Raw genomic sequence first — 21,607 nt, 5'->3', positions numbered from 1 at the left:
GAGGGCTCGCGCCGAGCGGCCCGCCAGAGACCACAGGAGTAATCAGCAATGCAGCGCAGCAAGAGCTACCGCAAGGCCGCCGATGTCATCGACCGGTCGAAGCTCTACACCCCCACCGAGGCCGTGAAGCTGGCCAAGGAGACCACCAACGTCAAGTTCGACGCCACGGTCGAGGTCGCCATGCGCCTCGGCGTCGACCCCCGCAAGGCGGACCAGATGGTCCGCGGCGTGGTCAACCTGCCGCACGGCACCGGTAAGACCGCCCGTGTGATCGTGTTCGCCAGCGGCGCGAAGGCCGAAGAGGCCGCCGCCGCCGGTGCGGACGAGGTGGGCACCGATGAGCTGGTCGCCCGCATCCAGGGTGGTTGGCTGGACTTCGACGCGGCGATCGCCACGCCGGACCAGATGGCCAAGATCGGCCGGATCGCGCGGATCCTGGGCCCGCGCGGTCTCATGCCGAACCCGAAGACCGGCACGGTGACCATGGACGTCACCAAGGCGGTGTCGGACATCAAGGGCGGCAAGATCACCTTCCGGGTGGACAAGCACTCCAACCTGCACCTGATCATCGGCAAGGCCTCCTTCACGGAGACCCAGCTGGTGGACAACTACGCTGCGGTGCTCGACGAGGTGCTGCGTGCCAAGCCGTCCGCGGCCAAGGGCAAGTACCTTCGCAAGGTCATCCTGACCACCACGATGGGCCCGGGCGTCCCGGTCGACCCGAACCTGGTGAAGAACCTTCGGGAGGACCAGGCCGACGCCTGAGTCGACAGATCGCTCCGCCGGGGCGCCGCCACGACAGTGGCGGCGCCCCGGCGCGTTCCCGGTGTGGCAGGCTCGACGCCATGCGACTGGAGAACGTCTGGTTGCGGTACCACCGGCGGGGGCCGTGGGTGCTGCACGGCATCGACGTGCGGATCGGTCCCGGCGAGGTGGCGATCGTGCTAGGCCCTAACGGGGTGGGCAAGTCGACACTGCTCCAGGTGGCCGCAGGGGTCCTCCACCCGAGCCGGGGCCGGGTCACCGACCGGCCGGCACGGGTGGGCTGGGTGCCGGAGCGTTTTCCCGCAGACCAACCGTTCACTGTGACCCGCTATCTGACCGGGATGGCCCGGGTGGCAGGGCTGGGCAGCGCCGCGGCCGACGAGGCCGTGACCTCCTGGACGGACCGGCTCGGGCTGTCCGCCTTCCGCTCGGTCCGGTTGCCGGAGCTGTCCAAGGGCACCGCGCAGAAGGTCGGCCTCGCCCAGGCGCTGCTGCGCCCACCGGGCCTGCTGGTGCTCGACGAGCCCTGGGAGGGGCTGGACGCCACCACCCGTGAGTTGGTGCCCGAGCTGATCGCCGAGGTGCTCGCCGCCGACGGGTCAGTCCTGGTCAGTGACCATCGCGGCGAGACGGTCCGGCTCCCGGCCGCGCGCCGCTGGATGGTGGCCGACGGGTCTCTCACCGAGGAGACGTCGTCGACGGACGAGACGATCGCTGTGGTCGAGGTGGCGGTGCCGGCCGCGCGGGTCGCCGGCACCGTCGCCCGGTTGCGCGCCGAGGGCCATCAGGTGCTGCGGGTACGCTCCGACGCCTCCACCGCCGCACCCCAGGCCCTGCCCGTCGAGCCGCTCCGGTCGGCCGGTGCCGCCCGACCCGCCGAGCCGCCGCTCGCGATGGCCGGGGAGCTGACAGCGGAGCAGCCGGAGGCCGCTGACGTCACTGTCGAATCGGCAGCGGGGGAGACCCGGTGAGCGCCCTGGTCCGCATGCGGTTGGCCGGTTTCCTGCGCACCGGCCGGGCCTTGGCGCCGTTGCTCGCCGGCCTGATCACGCTCGGCACCCTCTACGGCGGTGGCCGGGCCCAGCCGGCGGAGGCGTACGGGGTCTCCGCGGTGGTGCTCTTTCCGGTGCTCGCCTGGCAAACCAAGATCCTGTTGGACGTCGAGCCGGACGTGCAGCGTCGGCTGGCGCAGGTGACGGTCGGGGTGGCCCGGGAGCGGTTGGCCGGGCTGCTCGCCGCCGCGGTGGCGGCGCTGGTGACGGTGGCCGTCGCGCTGCTCTTTCCGTGGCTGGTCGGCGGGGTGTCCGGCCCGGTCGACCCGGGGGATCGGTCGATTCCGGTCGGGCTCGCGCTGGGATTGTGGGCGCACGTGCTGGTCGTACCCGCTGCGGTTGCCCTTGGGGCGCTGGCCAGCCGGGCGTCGGTGGGCGGCGCCGGGTACGGCGTAGCGGTGTTGGCCCTGGGCGGGGTCGGCGCTGTGGTGTTCGGCCTGACCGGCTCGGTGGCCCCCTGGCTGGCACCGCCGATCATGGCGGCCGCTCGGACCACCGCCGGCGACGCCGCCGCGCTGACACTGCTGGGGTTGAGTGGGTGGGCGTTGGCCTGGAGCGCCGCTGTCGTCGGGGGCTACCTGTGGCGTCGGCGGGCGCAGGGCTGACCGGCGCTGGCACGGGTGACGTGGCTCACCGGGCGCGATTTGGCGCTGCTGGTCGGGGCGCGTACTCTTCAACCGTCATCCGTGTTCTCATGGATGAGGAACCACCCAAAGACCGCTGGTCACCGTGCTTCGGCACGGTCGAAGGTCCCGCGACGACGGGCGACCCGCGTAGGGCGGCAAGCGTAACTCGGCAGTGAGCATGGTCCGCCGACCATGACGATCCGCCGGCCCTCGCCCCGTGCGCCCTGCGCCGGGGCTTTTTCGTTGTCGCGTCGCCTCCGCCCCCGTTCCGGCTTCGGCCGAGACAGGGACCAGCCTCGAGTAACGAGAGAGGAGGGACATGGCGGACAAGCCGATCCGGGCCGACAAGGCCACGGCCGTCGCTGAGCTGACCGAGAGCTTCCGCAGTTCGGGCGCCACCGTGCTGACCGAGTACCGCGGTCTGACGGTTTCCCAGCTCACCCAGCTTCGGCGCTCGCTCGGCGCCGATACCAGCTACACGGTCGCGAAGAACACGCTGGCCAAGCGTGCTGCGACGGACGCGGGCATCACCGGCCTCGACGAGCTGTTCACCGGTCCTACCGCGCTGACTTTCGTTTCGGGCGACGTCGTCGAGGCGGCGAAGGGGCTTCGCGACTTCGCGAAGGCCAACCCGAAGCTCGTCATCAAGGGCGGTGTCTTCGAGGGCAAGGCCATCACCGCGGCCGAGGTCACGAAGCTCGCCGACCTTGAGTCCCGCGAGGTGCTGCTGGCCAAGCTGGCCGGCGCGATGAAGGGCAACCTGAGCAAGGCCGCGGCCCTGTTCCAGGCCCCGCTGTCGAAGACCGCCCGTCTGGCGGCTGCACTGCAGGACAAGCGCGAGAAGGAGGGCGCCGAGGCGGCCTGAGGCCCCCACGGCGCACCAGTTCTTACTTAACAGAATCAGGAAAGGACGCCAGATATGGCGAAGCTCAGCACCGACGAGCTGCTCGACGCGTTCAAGGAGATGACGCTGATCGAGCTCTCTGAGTTCGTGAAGCAGTTCGAGACGACCTTCGAGGTCACCGCTGCCGCTCCGGTCGCGATCGCCCAGGGTGGCGGCGGCGGCGCCGCCGCGGCCGAGGCCGAGCCGGAGCAGGACGAGTTCGACGTCATCCTCGAGGCTGACGGTGGCAAGAAGATCCAGGTCATCAAGGTCGTGCGTGAGCTGACCGGCCTGGGCCTCAAGGAGGCCAAGGACGCGGTCGAGTCCGCGCCGAAGGCCATCCTGGAGAAGGTCAACAAGGAGACCGCCGACAAGGCGAAGGCCAAGCTCGAGGGTGAAGGCGCCAAGGTCACCCTCAAGTGACCTGACGTTCCACAAACGCGTACCCGGCTCGTGAGCTGGGACACCATCGCGTCACGGCGGGCGGTGATCCGACACGGATCACCGCCCGCCGTGTTTGTGGATCTGGCCGCGACCGGTCCTGAGCTGCGCTCCAACAATGGGTACCCTTGACCCGAACGAGCGTGGCGGGTCGCCCTCCAGTGGGAAACAAGGGACAACCCGGATACCGGCCCTTGACGCGGCCCGGGGCTGCCAGGCACGCTGACACCAGCAAGACACCGCGCTTGCGACGGCCACGACGTGGGTATGACAGCGGCGGCACCATCAGCCGCTGTAACCCGAGCGGCCCAGTGGGGAGTTGCGTTCTGAGCGGCCCGGCAGACCCCGGTTGACGGGGGCCGAGGCGCGCTCCGCAAACAACCTGCGGGGTGGGCTGGACAGCGGTTAGCCTCTCGGCTACACTGCTAGTTTGCGCTGCCTTCCGACTTGACCCCTGCTCGGAAATGTCCGTTTACGGATATTTCTGGTGGGGTCATTGGAGTGCACGCGTACCAGCCGTTCTGCAGCACCGGTCCTCGGAAGGACGCATCTTGGCAGCTTCCCGCCCTGCGAAGACCAGTCGTACGTCGAGCGCATTCGCTCCCCGCCGAGTTTCATTCGGCAGGATCACCGAACACCTCGAGGTCCCCAACCTCCTTGCCATCCAAAACGAGTCCTTCGACTGGCTCGTCGGCAACGAGGCTTGGCAGGGCCGGTCGGCGGACGACCCGCACGCACGATCGGGTCTCGCGGAGATCCTTGAAGAGATCAGTCCCATTGAGGACTTCTCCGGCACCATGTCACTCTCCTTCTCGGCGCCGCGCTTCGACGAGGTCAAGGCCTCGATCGAGGAGTGCAAGGAGAAGGACCTGACCTACTGCGCTCCGCTCTTCGTGACCGCGGAGTTCACCAACAACACCACTGGCGAGATCAAGAGCCAGACGGTGTTCATGGGTGACTTCCCGATGATGACGCCCAAGGGCACCTTCGTCATCAACGGCACCGAGCGCGTCGTGGTCAGCCAGCTCGTCCGTTCTCCGGGCGTGTACTTCGACAAGCAGCCGGACAAGACCTCCGACCGCGACCTCTCCAGCGTCAAGGTCATCCCGAGTCGGGGTGCCTGGCTGGAGTTCGACATCGATAAGCGCGACACGGTCGGCGTACGCATCGACCGCAAGCGTCGGCAGGCCGTCACCGTCCTGCTCAAGGCCATCGGATGGTCGGCCGAGCGGATCCGTGAGAAGTTCGGCTGGTCCGAGCTGATGATGACCACGCTCGAGAAGGACCACATCGCCGGCGCCGACGAGGCTCTGCTCGACATCTACCGCAAGCTGCGCCCTGGCGAGCCGCCGACGCGCGAGAACGCCCAGACCCTGCTCGACAACCTCTTCTTCAACCCGAAGAGGTACGACGTCGCCAAGGTCGGGCGCTACAAGTTCAACAAGAAGCTGGAAGTTGGCGTGCCGATCACCACCGGCACGCTGACCGAGGACGACATCGTCGCCACCGTGGAGTACCTGTGCCGGCTGCACGCCGGTGAGGACGGCTACGAGGCCGACGACATCGACCACTTCGGCAACCGGCGCCTCCGTACCGTGGGCGAGCTGATCCAGAACCAGGTTCGGGTCGGCCTTTCCCGGATGGAGCGGGTCGTTCGCGAGCGGATGACCACGCAGGACGTCGAGGCGATCACCCCGCAGACCCTGATCAACATCCGCCCGGTGGTGGCGGCGATCAAGGAGTTCTTCGGGACGTCCCAGCTGTCCCAGTTCATGGACCAGACCAACCCGCTGGCGGGCCTGACCCACCGGCGTCGGCTGAGCGCGCTCGGCCCGGGTGGTCTGTCCCGGGAGCGGGCCGGCTTCGAGGTCCGCGACGTGCACCCGTCCCACTACGGCCGGATGTGCCCGATCGAGACGCCGGAAGGCCCGAACATCGGCCTGATCGGCGCGCTGTCCACCTTCGCCCGGGTCAACCCGTTCGGCTTCATCGAGACGCCGTACCGGAAGGTCGTCGAGGGTCGGGTCACCGACCAGATCGACTACCTGACCGCGGACGAGGAGGACCGGTTCGTCAAGGCCCAGGCCAACGCGCGCCTGAAGGCTGACGGCACGTTCGCCGAGGAGCGGGTGCTCTGCCGTCGTAAGGGCGGCGAGACCGAGGACGTCCTCCCCGGTGCCGTCGACTACATGGACGTCTCGCCCCGGCAGATGACCTCGGTCGCGACCGCCATGATCCCGTTCCTCGAGCACGACGACGCCAACCGGGCACTGATGGGCGCGAACATGCAGCGCCAGGCGGTGCCGCTGGTCAAGGCCGAGGCGCCGCTCGTGGGTACGGGCATGGAGTACCGGGCCGCTGTCGACGCTGGCGACGTGGTGGTCGCCGAGGTCGGCGGTGTGATCGAGGATCTCTGCGCCGACTACGTCACCATCCACCAGGATGACGGCCACCGCCGGACGTACCTGCTGCACAAGTTCCGCCGCTCCAACGCCGGCTCCTGCGTCAACCAGAAGCCGGTCGTCTTCGAGGGCGACCGCGTCGAGGCCGGTCAGGTCATCGCCGACGGTCCGTGCACCGACGAGGGCGAGATGGCACTCGGACGCAACCTGCTGGTGGCGTTCATGTGCTGGGAGGGCCACAACTACGAGGACGCGATCATCCTGTCGCAGCGCCTCGTGCAGCAGGACGTGCTCACCTCGATCCACATCGAGGAGCACGAGGTCGACGCCCGGGACACCAAGCTCGGTCCGGAGGAGATCACCCGCGACATCCCGAACGTCAGCGAGGAAATGCTCGCTGACCTCGACGAGCGCGGCATCATCCGGATCGGCGCCGAGGTCGTCCCCGGTGACATCCTGGTCGGCAAGGTCACGCCCAAGGGTGAGACCGAGCTGACCCCGGAGGAGCGCCTGCTCCGCGCGATCTTCGGTGAGAAGGCGCGTGAGGTTCGGGACACCTCGCTGAAGGTGCCGCACGGCGAGACCGGCACGGTCATCGGTGTGCGCACGTTCTCCCGCGAGGACGGCGACGAGTTGCCGCCGGGTGTCAACGAGCTGGTCCGGGTCTACGTCGCCCAGAAGCGCAAGATCCAGGACGGCGACAAGCTCGCCGGCCGGCACGGCAACAAGGGTGTCATCTCGAAGATCCTGCCGATCGAGGACATGCCGTTCCTCGAGGACGGCACCCCCGTCGACATCGTGCTCAACCCGCTCGGTGTGCCGAGCCGGATGAACATCGGCCAGGTGCTGGAGACCCACCTCGGTTGGGTCGCCAAGACCGGTTGGAAGGTCGAGGGTGACGACGCCGACTGGAAGCGTCAGCTGCGCTCGATCGACGCGCACGAGTCCGAGGGCGACACCAACGTGGCCACCCCGGTCTTCGATGGTGCTCGCGAGGAGGAGATCTCCGGTCTGCTCGAGTCGACCCTGCCCAACCGGGACGGCAAGCAGCTCATCGGTCGTACCGGCAAGGCGCAGCTGTTCGACGGTCGTTCCGGTGAGCCGCTGCCGGACCCGATCGCTGTCGGCTACGTCTACATCCTGAAGCTCAACCACCTGGTCGACGACAAGATCCACGCTCGTTCGACCGGCCCGTACTCGATGATCACGCAGCAGCCGCTGGGTGGTAAGGCGCAGTTCGGTGGTCAGCGTTTCGGTGAGATGGAGTGCTGGGCGATGCAGGCGTACGGCGCTGCCTACGCCCTGCAGGAGCTGCTCACGATCAAGTCCGACGACGTGCTCGGCCGAGTGAAGGTCTACGAGGCCATCGTCAAGGGCGAGAACATCCCGGAGCCGGGCATCCCGGAGTCGTTCAAGGTGCTGCTCAAGGAGCTGCAGTCGCTGTGCCTCAACGTTGAGGTTCTCTCCAGCGACGGTGTGGCCCTGGAAATGCGCGAGACCGACGACGAGGTGTTCCGGGCCGCTGAGGAGCTGGGCATCGACCTGTCCCGGCGCGAGCCGAGCTCGGTCGAAGAGGTCTGAGGTGAGCGGTCGGGGGCCGGCTCGCCGGCCCCCGACCCCACCCGAGAATTAGCAGTACAGACGACGACATAGGGGACATAGTGCTCGACGTCAACTTCTTCGACGAGCTGCGCATTGGTCTCGCCACCGCCGACGACATCCGTCAGTGGTCGCACGGCGAGGTCAAGAAGCCTGAGACGATCAACTACCGCACCCTGAAGCCGGAAAAGGACGGGCTCTTCTGCGAGAAGATCTTCGGTCCGCAGCGGGACTGGGAGTGCTACTGCGGTAAGTACAAGCGCGTCCGGTTCAAGGGCATCATCTGTGAGCGCTGCGGCGTCGAGGTGACTCGCTCCAAGGTCCGCCGTGAGCGGATGGGGCACATCGAGCTCGCCGCTCCGGTGACCCACATCTGGTACTTCAAGGGCGTTCCGAGCCGGCTGGGTTACCTGCTGGACCTCGCTCCCAAGGACCTCGAGAAGATCATCTACTTCGCCTCGTACGTCGTGACGAGCGTGGACGCGGAGTCGCGTCACCGCGACCTCTCGACGATCGAGAACGAGATCCTGGCCGAAAAGCGGCAGTCCGAGAACAGCCGCGACTCGGAGATCGAGAAGCGCGCCGCCAAGCTCGAGGCCGACCTGGCCGAGCTGGAGGCCGAGGGTGCCAAGGCGGACGTCCGGCGCAAGGTCAAGGAGGGCGGAGAGCGCGAGATGCGCCAGATCCGCGACCGGGCCCAGCGCGAGATCGACCGCCTGGACGAGGTGCTGGACACCTTCCGCAAGCTGGAGCCGAAGCAGCTGGTCACCGACGAGCTGCTCTACCGCGAGCTGCGCGACCGGTTCGGTGAGTACTTCACCGGTTCCATGGGCGCCGAGGCGATCAAGGCGCTGGTCCAGAACATGGACCTCGACGCCGAGGCCGAGAGCCTGCGGGAGACCATCCGGTCCGGCAAGGGCCAGCGGAAGATCCGGGCGCTCAAGCGGCTCAAGGTCGTCGCGGCGTTCCTGAACACCCGCAACTCGCCGCTCGGCATGGTGCTGGACTGCGTCCCGGTCATCCCGCCGGACCTGCGCCCGATGGTGCAGCTCGACGGTGGCCGCTTCGCGACCTCCGACCTGAACGACCTGTACCGCCGCGTGATCAACCGGAACAACCGCCTCAAGCGACTGATCGACCTCGGCGCGCCCGAGATCATCGTCAACAACGAGAAGCGGATGCTCCAGGAGGCCGTCGACGCGCTGTTCGACAACGGCCGTCGCGGCCGGCCGGTCACCGGCCCGGGTAACCGCCCGCTCAAGTCGCTGTCCGACATGCTCAAGGGCAAGCAGGGCCGGTTCCGCCAGAACCTGCTGGGCAAGCGCGTCGACTACTCCGGCCGTTCGGTCATCGTGGTCGGCCCGAAGCTCAAGCTGCACCAGTGCGGTCTGCCCAAGCAGATGGCGCTGGAGCTGTTCAAGCCCTTCGTGATGAAGCGGCTGGTGGATCTGAACCACGCACAGAACATCAAGTCCGCCAAGCGGATGGTCGAGCGTCAGCGCCCGGTCGTGTGGGACGTGCTGGAAGAGGTCATCGGCGAGCACCCGGTGCTGCTCAACCGGGCGCCGACCCTGCACCGCCTGGGCATCCAGGCCTTCGAGCCGCAGCTGGTCGAGGGCAAGGCCATCCAGATCCACCCGCTGGTCTGCACCGCGTTCAACGCCGACTTCGACGGTGACCAGATGGCGGTGCACGTGCCGCTGTCCGCCGAGGCTCAGGCCGAGGCGCGGATCCTGATGCTGTCGTCGAACAACATCCTCAAGCCGGCCGACGGTAAGCCGGTCACCATGCCTACCCAGGACATGGTCATCGGTCTGTACCACCTCACCCACCTCACCGCCGGTGAGAAGGGCGAGGGCCGGGCGTTCAGCTCGGACGCCGAGGCGCGGATGGCCTTCGACAACGGCGAGCTGCACCTGCAGGCGCCGGTGAAGATCCGCCTGCGTGGCGTGGTCGGTGTCGACAACGGCAACGGCTCCGAGGCGTGGAGCGCCCCGGAGGGCTGGGTCGAGGGTGACCCGCTGACCGTGGAGACCACCCTGGGTCGGGTGCTGTTCAACGAGACGCTGCCGCAGGGCTACCGCTTCGTGAACTACGAGATCCGCAAGGGTCAGCTCTCCGCGATCGTCAACGACCTCGCCGAGCGCTTCCCCAAGGTGGCGCTGGCCGCCACCCTGGACGGGCTCAAGGAGGCCGGTTTCCACTGGGCCACCTGGTCCGGCGTGACGATCGGCATGGAGGACGTCATCGCTCCGCCGCGCAAGGCGGAGATCCTGGCGAAGTACGAGAAGGACGCCGACCAGATCGACAAGCAGTACCAGCGTGGTCTGATGACCGCCGAGGAGCGTCGCGGCGAGCTCATCGAGATCTGGACCAAGGCGACCAACGAGGTCGCCAAGGAGATGGACACCGCGCTGCCGCAGGAGAACCCGCTGTGGAAGATGATCAACTCGGGTGCTCGCGGTAACCTGCTCCAGCTCCGGCAGATCGCGGCGATCCGTGGTCTGGTGGCCAACCCCAAGGGTGAGATCATCCCGCGGCCGATCAAGGCCAGCTACCGGGAGGGTCTGTCCGTGCTGGAGTACTTCATCTCCACGCACGGTGCCCGTAAGGGTCTCGCCGACACCGCGCTGCGGACCGCCGACTCGGGTTACCTGACCCGTCGTCTGGTGGACGTCTCGCAGGACGTCATCATCCGCGAAGAGGACTGCGGCACCGACCGGGCGATCCCGATGCAGATCGGCGAGAAGCTGGACGGCAAGCTCGTCGTCCACACCCACGCCGAGACCAGCGTGCACGCCCGGACCCTCGCCGACGACATCAAGGGGCCGGACGGCACCGTGGTGGCCGAGCGCGGTCAGGACATCAACTCCATCGGGGTCGACAAGATCGTCGCCGCTGGTGTGGAGACGGTCCGGGTGCGCAGCGTGCTCACCTGCGAGTCGAAGCTGGGCGTCTGCGCGGCCTGCTACGGCCGGTCGCTGCCGACCGGTAAGTCGGTCGACATCGGCGAGGCGGTCGGCATCATCGCCGCCCAGTCCATCGGTGAGCCCGGTACGCAGCTGACGATGCGTACCTTCCACACCGGTGGTGTCGCGGGTGAGGACATCACCCAGGGTCTGCCGCGTGTTCAGGAAATCTTCGAGGCTCGGGTCCCGAAGGGTAAGGCGCCCATCGCCGACACCCCCGGTCGGATCCGGATCGAGGATGGCGAGCGCTCGCGCAAGATCATCGTGGTGCCGGACGACGGCAGCGAAGAGATCGTCTACGACAAGATCTCCAAGCGCGTCAAGCTCCGTACCCACGACGGCGGTCACGTCGCGGTCGGCGAGAAGCTGACCGAGGGCACCATCGACCCGCACGAGTTGCTGCGGATCATGGGTCCGCGGGCGGTCCAGGTCCACCTGACCAGTGAGGTCCAGGAGGTCTACCGCTCGCAGGGTGTGCTCATCCACGACAAGCACATCGAGATCATCATCCGCCAGATGCTCAAGCGGGTGACGGTCATCGACTCCGGCTCGACCGAGTTCCTGCCGGGTGTGCTCGTCGACCGGGCGCTGTTCGAGTCGGAGAACCGCCGGCTCGTCTCGGAGGGCGGCGAGCCCGCCGCCGGTCGTCCGGTGCTGATGGGTATCACCAAGGCCTCGCTGGCCACCGACTCCTGGCTCTCGGCGGCCTCCTTCCAGGAGACCACCCGGGTGCTGACCGACGCTGCGATCAACTCGCGCAGCGACTCGCTGGTCGGCCTCAAGGAGAACGTGATCATCGGAAAGCTCATCCCGGCCGGTACCGGCATCAGCAAGTACCGCAACGTCCGGGTCGAGCCGACCGAGGAGGCCAAGGCCAAGGTCTACTCGATGACCGGTTACCCGGAGACCGACTACGGGTTCGGGCCGGCCAGTGGGCAGGCCGTGCCGCTGGACGACTTCGACTTCGGGTCGTACCGCTAAGCACCAGTCACACGACGAGGCCCCCGGTGAAAGCCGGGGGCCTCGTCGTGTCCGTGCCCACCCACCCCTGGGCCTGGTTCGGCATGATGGGGGGATGACGACCGCACCCGGGCAGGTGTCCGTCGCCCAGCAGGGCGTGCGCCACCCGCTGGACCCGGACCCGGCCCGCGCCACGAAGGCGCGGGCGGTCTTCGCGCTGGGCCTGCTCGGCATGTTGACCGGGCTGTTCATCGGTGGCGTGGTGCCGGCCACCGTGGCGCTGCAACTGGCCCGGCAGGCGCGTCGGGAGGCGTACGCCTCGGGGGGTTTCCTGACCGGCGCCGTCTGGCTGCGACGCGGGGAGTGGATGGCCTGGACCGGCCTGGTGCTGGTCGCGGTCAGTGTGGTGGCCGCGGTGGTCATCGGGGTGGTCCGGTTGGCCGGTGCCCCGTTCGGCCACGACTACCCGGCGAACATGGACTGAGCCACCGGTGACCGCGCCCGGCGCGGGCGGCGGCGCTCGCGGCGGTAGCCTGGCCGATGTCCGCCGTGTGGCGGTGGCGGCCTTTCGACAGGAGGACCTCGTGACGGAACCGGCGCGGCCCCCTGCGGACGAACCGGCCGGCCCGCCGGACCCGCCGGCTCCGCCATCCGAGCCGAGCGGCTGGGCGCGACCCGGTCCGAGCGGCGAGACGCACCCACCGGTGTCCATCCCGGGCTCGCCGCCCCCTGCTGCGCCGCCCCCCGGTTGGGGTCCGAACGGCTGGGGCACGACCGCGACGCCCGGCTCCGACCAGCCGTACCCGGTCTCCAGCGCACCGACCTCGACGCCGCAGGGCTGGGGCCCGCCCACCTCCGGGCCGGGTGTGCCGCCCGGCTGGGGCCCGCCGACGGCTGGATCGGGAGCGCCGTACGGCTGGGGTCCGTCCTCGTCCGCGCCGAGTGTGCCGCCTGGGTGGGGTCCGTCGTCGTCTGCGCCGCCTGGGTGGGGTCCGTCCTCGTCTGGGGCGGCTGCGCCGTACGGCTGGGGCCCGCCGTCGTCCGGGCCCGGGGCGGCGCCCGGCTGGGGTCCGCCGCCGCCGGGGCACGGCCCCGGGTGGGGTGGCACGCCGGGTCGTCCGGTACCGCCGCCCACCGACGACCAGCGCCGGCCGCCGAAGCGGGTGGAGGCCGTTTCGGGTACGCCGTTCGGCGTCGTGCACCTGGACGTGCCACCGGTCACGTCCGGGCTGGCCATCGGGGCGCTGGTGGCGGGGATCGCCTCACTCCTGGTCTCACTGCTGGTGATCTGCTTCGGAGTGGCCTTCAAGAACGACGGCGGGGCCTGGGCCTCCGGGGCGTTCGCCGCGCTGGGTGTGCTGGCCGGCGGGGCGGCGGTCGTCATCGGGCTGCTCGGCCGGCGGCAGATCCGGCGGCCGACGGTGCCATCCGCGGTCCAGTTCACCGGCCGCGGGCTGGCGATGGCCGGGATCAGCTGCGGCGCGGCGGGGGCGCTGCTCAGCCTGCTGGGCCTGGGTCTTGCCCTGCTTCTCACGCTGACGTGAGGGTCGTCACCGAGAGATCCGGCACCTGACGGGGGTTTTCCGCGGAAGGCTTCCGGTCACCCCGGGGGCGATGGGTGCTTCTACGGGGAAGCCGGTACACTTGTATTCGTAGGTGCCCATCGCGGGCGACGGGGCAGGACGAGATCCGGCCGGCGGGTGTGAGACAGTCGCCGGGCCATTCCGTTTTGACCTGGGCGGTTGTGGTAGGTACTCTTTCCCCTTGTGCCCGGGCATGCCCGGGCAACTCGTGCGTGCGCTGTTTCCGGCTTACGGACGGCGGCACGACAAGCCAAAGATCCGGGGCGGGGCGACCCGCGCGCCGGTGACAAAACCCGGTACGAACGCGAGAGCGTCGCAACGGGGCCGTGACGAGGGCGACACGCCCGACCGCGGGTGCCGGGGTCTCCGCAAGGCGACCCTGGTCGGAATGTAGGAGAGCCGGTCATCAGGCCGGCTAACGAGCAGACGGCGCGGCCGCGGATGCGGCCGAAGGGAGCGGAGAAACCCGGTGCCCACGATCCAGCAGCTGGTCCGAAAGGGCCGCCAGGCGAAGACGACCAAGACCAAGACCCCGGCGCTGAAGGGTTCCCCTCAGCGGCGCGGCGTGTGCACCCGCGTGTACACCACCACCCCGAAGAAGCCGAACTCGGCGCTGCGCAAGGTCGCTCGCGTGAAGCTCAGCAGCCAGATCGAGGTGACCGCCTACATCCCCGGCGTCGGTCACAACCTGCAGGAGCACTCGATCGTGCTCGTTCGCGGCGGTCGGGTGAAGGACCTCCCCGGCGTGCGTTACAAGATCGTTCGCGGCTCGCTGGACACCCAGGGTGTCCGCAACCGCAAGCAGGCGCGCAGCCGTTACGGCGCGAAGAAGGAGAAGAGCTGACATGCCGCGTAAGGGACCCGCTCCGCGGCGGCCACTGGTCGCTGACCCGGTGTACAACTCGCCGCTGGTCACCCAGCTGGTGAACAAGATCCTGCTCCGCGGCAAGCGTCAGCTCGCCGAGTCCATCGTGTACGCGGCCCTCGAGGGCTGCCGCGAGAAGTCCGGCACCGACCCGGTCGTCACCCTCAAGCGGGCGATGGACAACGTCAAGCCGACCCTCGAGGTGCGCAGCCGTCGTGTCGGTGGCGCCACCTACCAGGTTCCGGTCGAGGTCCGCCCGACCCGGGCGACCACCCTGGGCCTGCGCTGGCTGGTCACGTACTCCCGCGCCCGGCGCGAGAAGACCATGGTCGAGCGGCTGATGAACGAGCTGCTGGACGCGAGCAACGGCCTCGGTGCCGCCGTCAAGCGGCGCGAGGACACGCACAAGATGGCCGAGTCGAACAAGGCCTTCGCGCACTACCGCTGGTAACACCCTGGTTCCGGCGCCTCCGGGCGCCGGAACCGCCACCAGTTGAGTCGAGACGACGATAAGTAGGGATTGAAGTGGCCGCCGCAGACGCGCTCGCCAAGGTACGCAACATCGGCATCATGGCGCACATCGATGCCGGTAAGACCACGACCACCGAGCGAATCCTGTTCTACACCGGCATCACGTACAAGATCGGTGAGGTCCACGAGGGCGCTGCCGTCATGGACTGGATGGAGCAGGAGCAGGAGCGTGGTATCACCATCACCTCCGCTGCTACCAAGTGTGAGTGGAAAGACCACACGATCCAGATCATCGACACGCCTGGCCACGTCGACTTCACGGTCGAGGTCGAGCGGTCGCTGCGGGTCCTGGATGGTGCGGTAGCGGTTTACGACGGTGTCGCCGGCGTGGAACCGCAGACGGAGAACGTCTGGCGGCAGGCCGACAAGTACAACGTCCCGCGTATGTGCTTCGTCAACAAGCTCGACCGGACCGGCGCCGACTTCTTCCGCTGCGTGCAGATGATGATCGACCGGTTGAACGCCACCCCGCTGGTGCTCCAGATCCCGATCGGGCTCGAGGGTGACCACATCGGTGTCGTCGACCTGATCGGCATGCGCGCGCTCACCTGGCGCGGGGAGACCCAGAAGGGTGAGGACTACGCGGTTGAGGAGATCCCGGCCGAGCTGGCCGACTCCGCGGCCGAGTGGCGCGAGAAGCTGATGGAGACCCTCGCCGACGTCGACGACGCGGTGATGGAGAAGTACCTGGAGGGCGAGGAGATCCCCGACGCGGAGATCAAGGCCGCCATCCGGCGTGCCACCATCGCCGGCAAGGCCAACCCGGTGCTCTGCGGCTCGGCGTTCAAGAACAAGGGCGTTCAGCCCATGCTCGACGCCGTGGTCGACTTCCTGCCGTCGCCGCTGGACGTTCCGGCGATCGAGGGTACGGCCACCGACGGCGAGACCCCGCTGCTGCGTAAGCCGTCCAACACGGAGCCCTTCTCCGGCCTGGCTTTCAAGATCCAGACGGACAAGCACCTGGGCAAGCTCACCTACGTGCGGGTCTACTCCGGCACGCTCGATTCCGGTTCCCAGGTGGTCAACTCCACCAAGGACCGCAAGGAGCGGATCGGCAAGATCTACCAGATGCACGCCAACAAGCGGGAAGAGCGTCCGTCGGCGCAGGCCGGCGACATCATCGCCGTGCAGGGTCTCAAGCAGACCACCACCGGCGACACTCTCTCCGACCCGGCGAACCCGGTCATCCTGGAGTCCATGACCTTCCCGGAGCCGGTCATCTCGGTGGCGATCGAGCCGAAGACCAAGTCCGACCAGGAGAAGCTGGGCACTGCCATCCAGCGCCTGGCCGAGGAGGACCCGACCTTCCGCGTCCAGCTGGACGAGGAGACCGGTCAGACGGTCATCTCCGGCATGGGTGAGCTGCACCTGGATATCCTGGTCGACCGGATGCGCCGCGAGTTCAACGTCGAGGCGAACGTCGGCAAGCCGCAGGTGGCGTACCGCGAGACCATCCGCCGCAAGGTGGACAAGGTCGAGTACACCCACAAGAAGCAGACCGGTGGTTCCGGCCAGTACGCCCGCGTGATCGTGAGCGTCGAGCCGCTTCCGCTGGACAACGACTCGCCGACCTACGAGTTCGCGAACGCCGTCAGCGGCGGCCGCATCCCCCGGGAGTTCATCCCCTCGGTGGACGCCGGTGCGCAGGACGCGCTGCAGTACGGCATCCTGGCGGGCTTCCCGCTGGTCGGCGTGAAGCTGACCCTGCTGGACGGCCAGTACCACGAGGTCGACTCGTCGGAAATGGCATTCAAGATCGCCGGCTCGATGGTGATGAAGGACGCGGCCCGCAAGGCCGATCCGGCACTGCTCGAGCCGATGATGGCCGTTGAAGTCACCACTCCTGAGGAGAACATGGGTGACGTCATCGGTGACCTCAACTCCCGCCGTGGCATCATCCAGGCGATGGAGGAGCGCAGCGGCGCCCGCATCGTCCGGGCCCTGGTGCCGTTGTCGGAGATGTTCGGCTACGTCGGCGACCTGCGGTCGAAGACCCAGGGCCGGGCTAGCTACAGCATGCAGTTCGACTCCTACGCCGAGGTTCCGCAGAGCGTCGCGAAGGAGATCATCGCCAAGGCAACGGGCGAGTAGCGCTCTGAGCTGGTGATTCGTGGTTGGTCGCGGGAGGGTTCACCCGCCCGCGGCCACCACGATCGGATCGCGTGAGACCGGGCCTGTAGGCTTCATCGCCGCAGAACCCACAAAGGCTCTCCGGCCGTCAGGCCGGAAAGGCTGTCGACAGAGTCCTAAGCGCCGACCGGCGCGCCGGGCGTACGAACCAAGAAGTCCACAGGAGGACACCAGTGGCGAAGGCTAAGTTCGAGCGGACTAAGCCGCACGTCAACATCGGCACCATTGGTCACATCGACCACGGTAAGACGACGCTGACGGCGGCCATCACCAAGGTCCTGCACGACCAGTACCCGGACCTGAACCCCTACACGCCGTTCGACGAGATCGACAAGGCGCCGGAGGAGAAGGCCCGCGGCATCACGATCTCGATCGCGCACGTCGAGTACCAGACCGAGTCGCGGCACTACGCGCACGTCGACTGCCCTGGGCACGCCGACTACATCAAGAACATGATCACCGGTGCCGCGCAGATGGACGGCGCGATCCTGGTGGTCGCGGCGACCGACGGCCCGATGCCGCAGACCCGCGAGCACGTGCTGCTGGCCCGTCAGGTCGGTGTGCCGTACATCGTCGTGGCGCTCAACAAGAGCGACATGGTCGATGACGAGGAGCTCCTGGAGCTCGTCGAGCTCGAGGTCCGTGAGCTGCTCTCCTCGCAGGAGTACCCGGGTGACGACCTGCCGGTCGTTCGGGTTTCGGCGCTGAAGGCCCTCGAGGGTGACCCCGAGTGGACCGGCAAGCTGCTGGACCTGATGACCGCTGTCGACACCTCGATCCCGCAGCCGGAGCGCGAGGTTGACAAGCCGTTCCTGATGCCGGTTGAGGACGTCTTCACGATCACCGGTCGTGGCACCGTCGTCACCGGTCGCGTGGAGCGCGGCGTTCTCCTGCCGAACGAGGATGTCGAGCTCGTCGGTATCAAGGAGAAGAGCTTCAAGACCAAGGTCACCGCGATCGAGATGTTCCGGAAGACCCTGGACGACGCCCGCGCAGGCGAGAACGTCGGTCTGCTGCTGCGTGGTACCAAGCGCGACGAGGTCGAGCGCGGCATGGTCGTCGTGAAGCCGGGCTCGAACACCCCGCACACGGAGTTCGAGGCGACGGTCTACATCCTCTCCAAGGAGGAGGGTGGCCGTCACACCCCGTTCTTCCAGAACTACCGCCCGCAGTTCTACTTCCGGACCACTGACGTCACCGGTGTCGTCACCCTCCCCGAGGGCACCGAGATGGTCATGCCGGGTGACAACACGTCCATGTCGGTGAAGCTGATCCAGCCCATCGCCATGGAGGAGAACCTCAAGTTCGCGATCCGCGAGGGTGGCCGCACCGTCGGCGCCGGGTTCGTCACCAAGATTAACAAGTGAACTAGGTAACCCCGATTAGACCCGCCGCCGGTCGTGCGGCATACTAGTCAGGTTGCGTAACGACAGTTCGTCGCCTGTGTTCGGCTTTCGCTGAACCTCCGGGTGGCGAGGCAGTCGAGCGTAGGGTGGTTGGCGGCCCAGTCGCCAACCACCCTCGCACGGCGTTCAGGTCGCGGTAATGCGATCGGCGCCTTGACCCCCCGTGCGGTCGGCACCACTCCGGTACCTAGGGGCGGAGCTCGGCCCGAGGGCGCGACACGCCCGACCGCGGGGGTCGGCGAAGTGGGCCTGTGCCAGCCGGTACAGGCGCCCGCAACACAGCGGCATCGAGAGAAGGAACAGAAGCCACCATGGCGGGACAGAAGATCCGCATCCGGCTCAAGGCCTATGACCACGAGGTCGTCGACTCCTCGGCTCGGAAGATCGTCGAGACGGTGACGCGCACCGGGGCGCAGGTCGCGGGCCCGGTGCCGCTGCCCACGGAGATCAACCGTTTCTGCGTTATCCGCTCGCCGCACAAGTACAAGGACTCGCGCGAGCACTTCGAGATGCGCACGCACAAGCGGCTGATCGACATCATCGACCCGACCCCGAAGACGGTCGACTCGCTCATGCGCCTCGACCTGCCGGCTGGCGTCGACATCGAGATCAAGCTGTAGGGACCGGACAAATGGACAGGCAAGTCAAGGGGATCCTGGGCGCCAAGCTCGGCATGACCCAGGTCTGGGAGAACAACCGTGTTGTTCCCGTGACCGTGGTCGAGGCCGGCCCGTGCGTCATCAGCCAGGTTCGTAGCGCCGAGAAGGACGGTTACTCCGCGGTCCAGCTCGCGTACGGCACCATCGACCCGCGCAAGGTCAAGAAGCCGATCAGCGGGCACTACGCCAAGGCGGACGTGGCGCCGCGCCGGCACATCGTCGAGCTGCGCACCACTGACGCTGGGGAATACTCGCTCGGCCAGGAAGTCACTGTCGAGGAGTTCCCGGCCGGCGTCACCATCGACGTCACCGGCAAGACCAAGGGCAAGGGCTACGCCGGCCCGATGAAGCGGCACGGCTTCCACGGCCTGGGCGCCGGCCACGGCGTCGAGCGCAAGCACCGCTCGCCCGGCTCCATCGGCGCCTGCGCCACTCCGGGTCGTGTCTTCAAGGGCACCCGGATGGCCGGCCGTATGGGTGGCGTTCGGTACACCGTGCAGAACCTCACCGTCCAGGCGGTCGACACCGAGAACAACCTGCTGCTCGTCCGGGGTGCCATTCCTGGTCCCAAGGGCGCGCTCGTTCTGGTCCGTACCGCGGCCAAGAGCAAGGTGAAGAAGGGCGGTGCGGCCAAGTGACCACCGTTGACGTGCGCACCGTCGAAGGCACCACCAGCGGCTCCGTGGAGCTGCCGGAGGACATCTTCGACGTGCAGGCCAACGTCGCGCTGATGCACCAGGTCGTGGTGGCCCAGCTCGCGGCGGCCCGACAGGGCACGCACAAGGCCAAGACCCGCGGCGAGGTCGCCGGTGGCGGCAAGAAGCCGTACAAGCAGAAGGGCACCGGTCGCGCCCGGCAGGGCTCGATCCGCGCGCCGCAGTTCGCCGGCGGTGGCGTCGTGCACGGTCCCGTGCCGCGCGACTACAGCCAGCGGACCCCGAAGAAGATGAAGGCCGCCGCTCTGCGGGGTGCCCTCTCCGACCGGGCCCGCGCCGGGCAGGTGCACGTCGTCGAGGCGTTCGTCTCGGGCGAGAAGCCGTCTACCAAGGCGGCCCTGGCCACGCTGACCAAGCTCACCGAGGCCCGTCGGGTCCTGGTCGTGCTGAGCAGCACCGACGAGCTGAACTGGGTGTCGCTGCGCAACGAGCCGCGCGTGCACCTGATCGAGTCCGGCCAGCTGAACACGTACGACGTGCTCGTGGCCGACGACGTGGTCTTCACCAAGGACGCCCTGGACGAGTTCCTGGGCGTGCCCGCCGAGACCACCGAGGAGGGTGGCAAGTGAGCACGATCGCCGACCCGCGCGACATCATCGTGGCGCCGGTCGTCTCGGAGAAGAGCTACAGCGAGCTGAACCGGAACTGGTACACCTTCCTGGTGCACCCGGACGCGAACAAGACCGAGATCAAGATCGCTATCCAGCAGATCTTCAACGTCCGCGTCCTGACGGTCAACACGCTCAACCGCCAGGGTAAGCGCAAGCGCACCAAGACCGGTTTCGGTCAGCGCAAGGCGACCAAGCGGGCGATCGTGAAGCTGGCTGACGGTGACCGCATCGAGGCCTTCGGCGGCCCGGTCAGCTGAGGGGTGTAGACAATGGCTATCCGTAAGTACAAGCCGACGACGCCGGGCCGACGTGGCTCGAGTGTCGCTGACTTCGCCGAGATCACCCGGTCCACGCCGGAAAAGTCGCTGCTGGCTCCGTTGCCGAAGAAGGGCGGGCGTAACGCCCACGGCCGGATCACCACGCGGCACCACGGTGGCGGTCACAAGCGTCAGTACCGTCTGATCGACTTCAAGCGGGTCGACAAGGACGGCGTGCCGGCGAAGGTCGCTCACATCGAGTACGACCCGAACCGCACGGCGCGCATCGCGCTGCTGCACTACGCCGACGGCGAGAAGCGGTACATCCTCGCGCCGAAGGACATGAAGCAGGGCGACCGCGTCGAGTCCGGCCCGGGCGCCGACATCAAGCCGGGTAACAACCTGCCGCTGCGCAACATCCCGGTCGGTACCACGATCCACAACGTGGAGCTGCGTCCGGGTGGCGGGGCCAAGCTGGCCCGTTCCGCCGGCGTCGGCATCCAGCTGCTCGGCCGCGAGGGCGCGTACGCGACCCTGCGTATGCCGTCCGGCGAGATCCGGCGGGTGGACGTTCGCTGCCGCGCCAGCGTCGGCGAGATCGGCAACGCCGATCAGTCGAACATCAACTGGGGCAAGGCCGGCCGGATGCGGTGGAAGGGCAAGCGCCCGACCGTCCGTGGTGTCGCCATGAATCCGGTCGACCACCCGCACGGTGGTGGTGAGGGTAAGACCTCCGGTGGTCGCCACCCGGTCAACCCGCAGGGTAAGCCCGAGGGCCGCACCCGCCGTAAGGGCCAGCCGAGTGACCGGCTGATCGTCCGCCGCCGCTACGCCACGCGTAAGCGCGGCTGAGGGAGATAAGACATGCCTCGCAGCCTGAAGAAGGGCCCGTTCGTAGACGACCACCTGCTCAAGAAGGTGGAAGTTCAGAACGACAAAGGCTCCAAGAACGTGATCAAGACCTGGTCGCGGCGCTCGACGATCATCCCCGAGATGCTGGGGCACACGATCGCCGTGCATGACGGACGCAAGCACGTCCCGGTGTTCGTGACCGAGGCGATGGTCGGGCACAAGCTCGGCGAGTTCGCGCTGACCCGCACTTTCAAGGGTCACGAGAAGGACGACCGGAAGAGCCGTCGGCGCTGACGCCGC

At 68.0% G+C, this 21,607-nt stretch carries 19 protein-coding genes; all 19 read left to right on the top strand.

Annotation, left to right across the window (positions count from 1 at the left end; all coding sequences use genetic code 11):
* Positions 1-48 precede the first annotated feature (48 nt).
* The 19 genes from rplA (at position 49) to rpsS (ending at position 21,601) form a co-directional block, all read left to right on the top strand.
* Positions 49-765: a 50S ribosomal protein L1 gene (gene rplA / locus OHB44_RS30725; RefSeq protein WP_238667528.1), complete on the top strand. Its 717-nt coding sequence runs from the start codon at positions 49-51 to the stop codon at positions 763-765.
* Between the two features lie 80 nt (positions 766-845).
* Positions 846-1,736: an ATP-binding cassette domain-containing protein gene (locus tag OHB44_RS30720; protein WP_330438984.1), complete on the top strand. Its 891-nt coding sequence runs from the start codon at positions 846-848 to the stop codon at positions 1,734-1,736.
* Positions 1,733-2,422 (top strand): hypothetical protein, encoded by a 690-nt coding sequence (locus OHB44_RS30715; RefSeq protein ID WP_328652104.1) that lies wholly within the window; start codon positions 1,733-1,735, stop codon positions 2,420-2,422. Before OHB44_RS30720 ends, OHB44_RS30715 begins: the two co-directional genes overlap by 4 nt.
* A 340-nt stretch (positions 2,423-2,762) precedes the next feature.
* The gene (gene rplJ / locus OHB44_RS30710) at positions 2,763-3,308 is read left to right on the top strand and encodes a 50S ribosomal protein L10 (RefSeq protein WP_112584808.1); all 546 of its coding nucleotides are present in this window, start codon (positions 2,763-2,765) and stop codon (positions 3,306-3,308) included.
* Between the two features lie 54 nt (positions 3,309-3,362).
* On the top strand, positions 3,363-3,749 hold the full coding sequence (rplL, locus tag OHB44_RS30705) for a 50S ribosomal protein L7/L12 (RefSeq protein WP_030489578.1): 387 nt from the start codon (positions 3,363-3,365) through the stop codon (positions 3,747-3,749).
* Between the two features lie 569 nt (positions 3,750-4,318).
* On the top strand, positions 4,319-7,750 hold the full coding sequence (rpoB, locus tag OHB44_RS30700) for a DNA-directed RNA polymerase subunit beta (protein ID WP_238660443.1): 3,432 nt from the start codon (positions 4,319-4,321) through the stop codon (positions 7,748-7,750).
* An 80-nt stretch (positions 7,751-7,830) separates the two neighbouring features.
* Positions 7,831-11,718, top strand: coding sequence for a DNA-directed RNA polymerase subunit beta' (locus OHB44_RS30695; RefSeq protein ID WP_091402411.1), 3,888 nt, complete (start codon positions 7,831-7,833; stop codon positions 11,716-11,718).
* Between the two features lie 94 nt (positions 11,719-11,812).
* Positions 11,813-12,181: a hypothetical protein gene (locus OHB44_RS30690; RefSeq protein WP_238687836.1), complete on the top strand. Its 369-nt coding sequence runs from the start codon at positions 11,813-11,815 to the stop codon at positions 12,179-12,181.
* A 679-nt stretch (positions 12,182-12,860) separates the two neighbouring features.
* Entirely contained in the window at positions 12,861-13,241 is a 381-nt protein-coding gene (locus tag OHB44_RS30685) for a hypothetical protein (protein WP_238687835.1), read from the top strand.
* Positions 13,242-13,749: 508 nt separating this feature from the next.
* A complete protein-coding gene (gene rpsL, locus OHB44_RS30680; protein ID WP_007465318.1) occupies positions 13,750-14,124 on the top strand; it encodes a 30S ribosomal protein S12 in 375 nt (124 codons plus the stop codon).
* A gap of 1 nt (position 14,125) precedes the next feature.
* On the top strand, positions 14,126-14,596 hold the full coding sequence (gene rpsG, locus OHB44_RS30675; RefSeq protein WP_007465317.1) for a 30S ribosomal protein S7: 471 nt from the start codon (positions 14,126-14,128) through the stop codon (positions 14,594-14,596).
* A gap of 74 nt (positions 14,597-14,670) precedes the next feature.
* Entirely contained in the window at positions 14,671-16,767 is a 2,097-nt protein-coding gene (gene fusA / locus OHB44_RS30670; RefSeq protein WP_266304404.1) for an elongation factor G, read from the top strand.
* Between the two features lie 212 nt (positions 16,768-16,979).
* Positions 16,980-18,173: an elongation factor Tu gene (tuf, locus tag OHB44_RS30665; protein WP_030489585.1), complete on the top strand. Its 1,194-nt coding sequence runs from the start codon at positions 16,980-16,982 to the stop codon at positions 18,171-18,173.
* Positions 18,174-18,523: 350 nt separating this feature from the next.
* On the top strand, positions 18,524-18,832 hold the full coding sequence (gene rpsJ / locus OHB44_RS30660; RefSeq protein ID WP_007073037.1) for a 30S ribosomal protein S10: 309 nt from the start codon (positions 18,524-18,526) through the stop codon (positions 18,830-18,832).
* Positions 18,833-18,843: 11 nt separating this feature from the next.
* The gene (rplC, locus tag OHB44_RS30655; RefSeq protein WP_091402403.1) at positions 18,844-19,509 is read left to right on the top strand and encodes a 50S ribosomal protein L3; all 666 of its coding nucleotides are present in this window, start codon (positions 18,844-18,846) and stop codon (positions 19,507-19,509) included.
* The gene (gene rplD / locus OHB44_RS30650; RefSeq protein ID WP_030489587.1) at positions 19,506-20,156 is read left to right on the top strand and encodes a 50S ribosomal protein L4; all 651 of its coding nucleotides are present in this window, start codon (positions 19,506-19,508) and stop codon (positions 20,154-20,156) included. The genes rplC and rplD overlap by 4 nt, the downstream gene beginning before the upstream one ends.
* Positions 20,153-20,455 carry a 50S ribosomal protein L23 gene (rplW, locus tag OHB44_RS30645; protein ID WP_007465304.1) on the top strand — a complete coding sequence of 101 codons (303 nt, stop codon included), beginning with the start codon at positions 20,153-20,155 and terminating at the stop codon, positions 20,453-20,455. Before rplD ends, rplW begins: the two co-directional genes overlap by 4 nt.
* A 12-nt stretch (positions 20,456-20,467) precedes the next feature.
* Positions 20,468-21,307, top strand: coding sequence for a 50S ribosomal protein L2 (gene rplB, locus OHB44_RS30640; RefSeq protein ID WP_053653944.1), 840 nt, complete (start codon positions 20,468-20,470; stop codon positions 21,305-21,307).
* 12 nt (positions 21,308-21,319) lie between these two features.
* Positions 21,320-21,601 (top strand): 30S ribosomal protein S19, encoded by a 282-nt coding sequence (rpsS, locus tag OHB44_RS30635; RefSeq protein WP_007465299.1) that lies wholly within the window; start codon positions 21,320-21,322, stop codon positions 21,599-21,601.
* The last annotated feature ends 6 nt before the right edge of the window (positions 21,602-21,607 follow it).

Source organism: Micromonospora sp. NBC_00821, from assembly GCF_036347035.1.
GTDB classification, from domain to species: Bacteria; Actinomycetota; Actinomycetes; order Mycobacteriales; family Micromonosporaceae; genus Micromonospora; species Micromonospora hortensis.
This window is presented reverse-complemented; position numbering and strand designations above follow the sequence as displayed.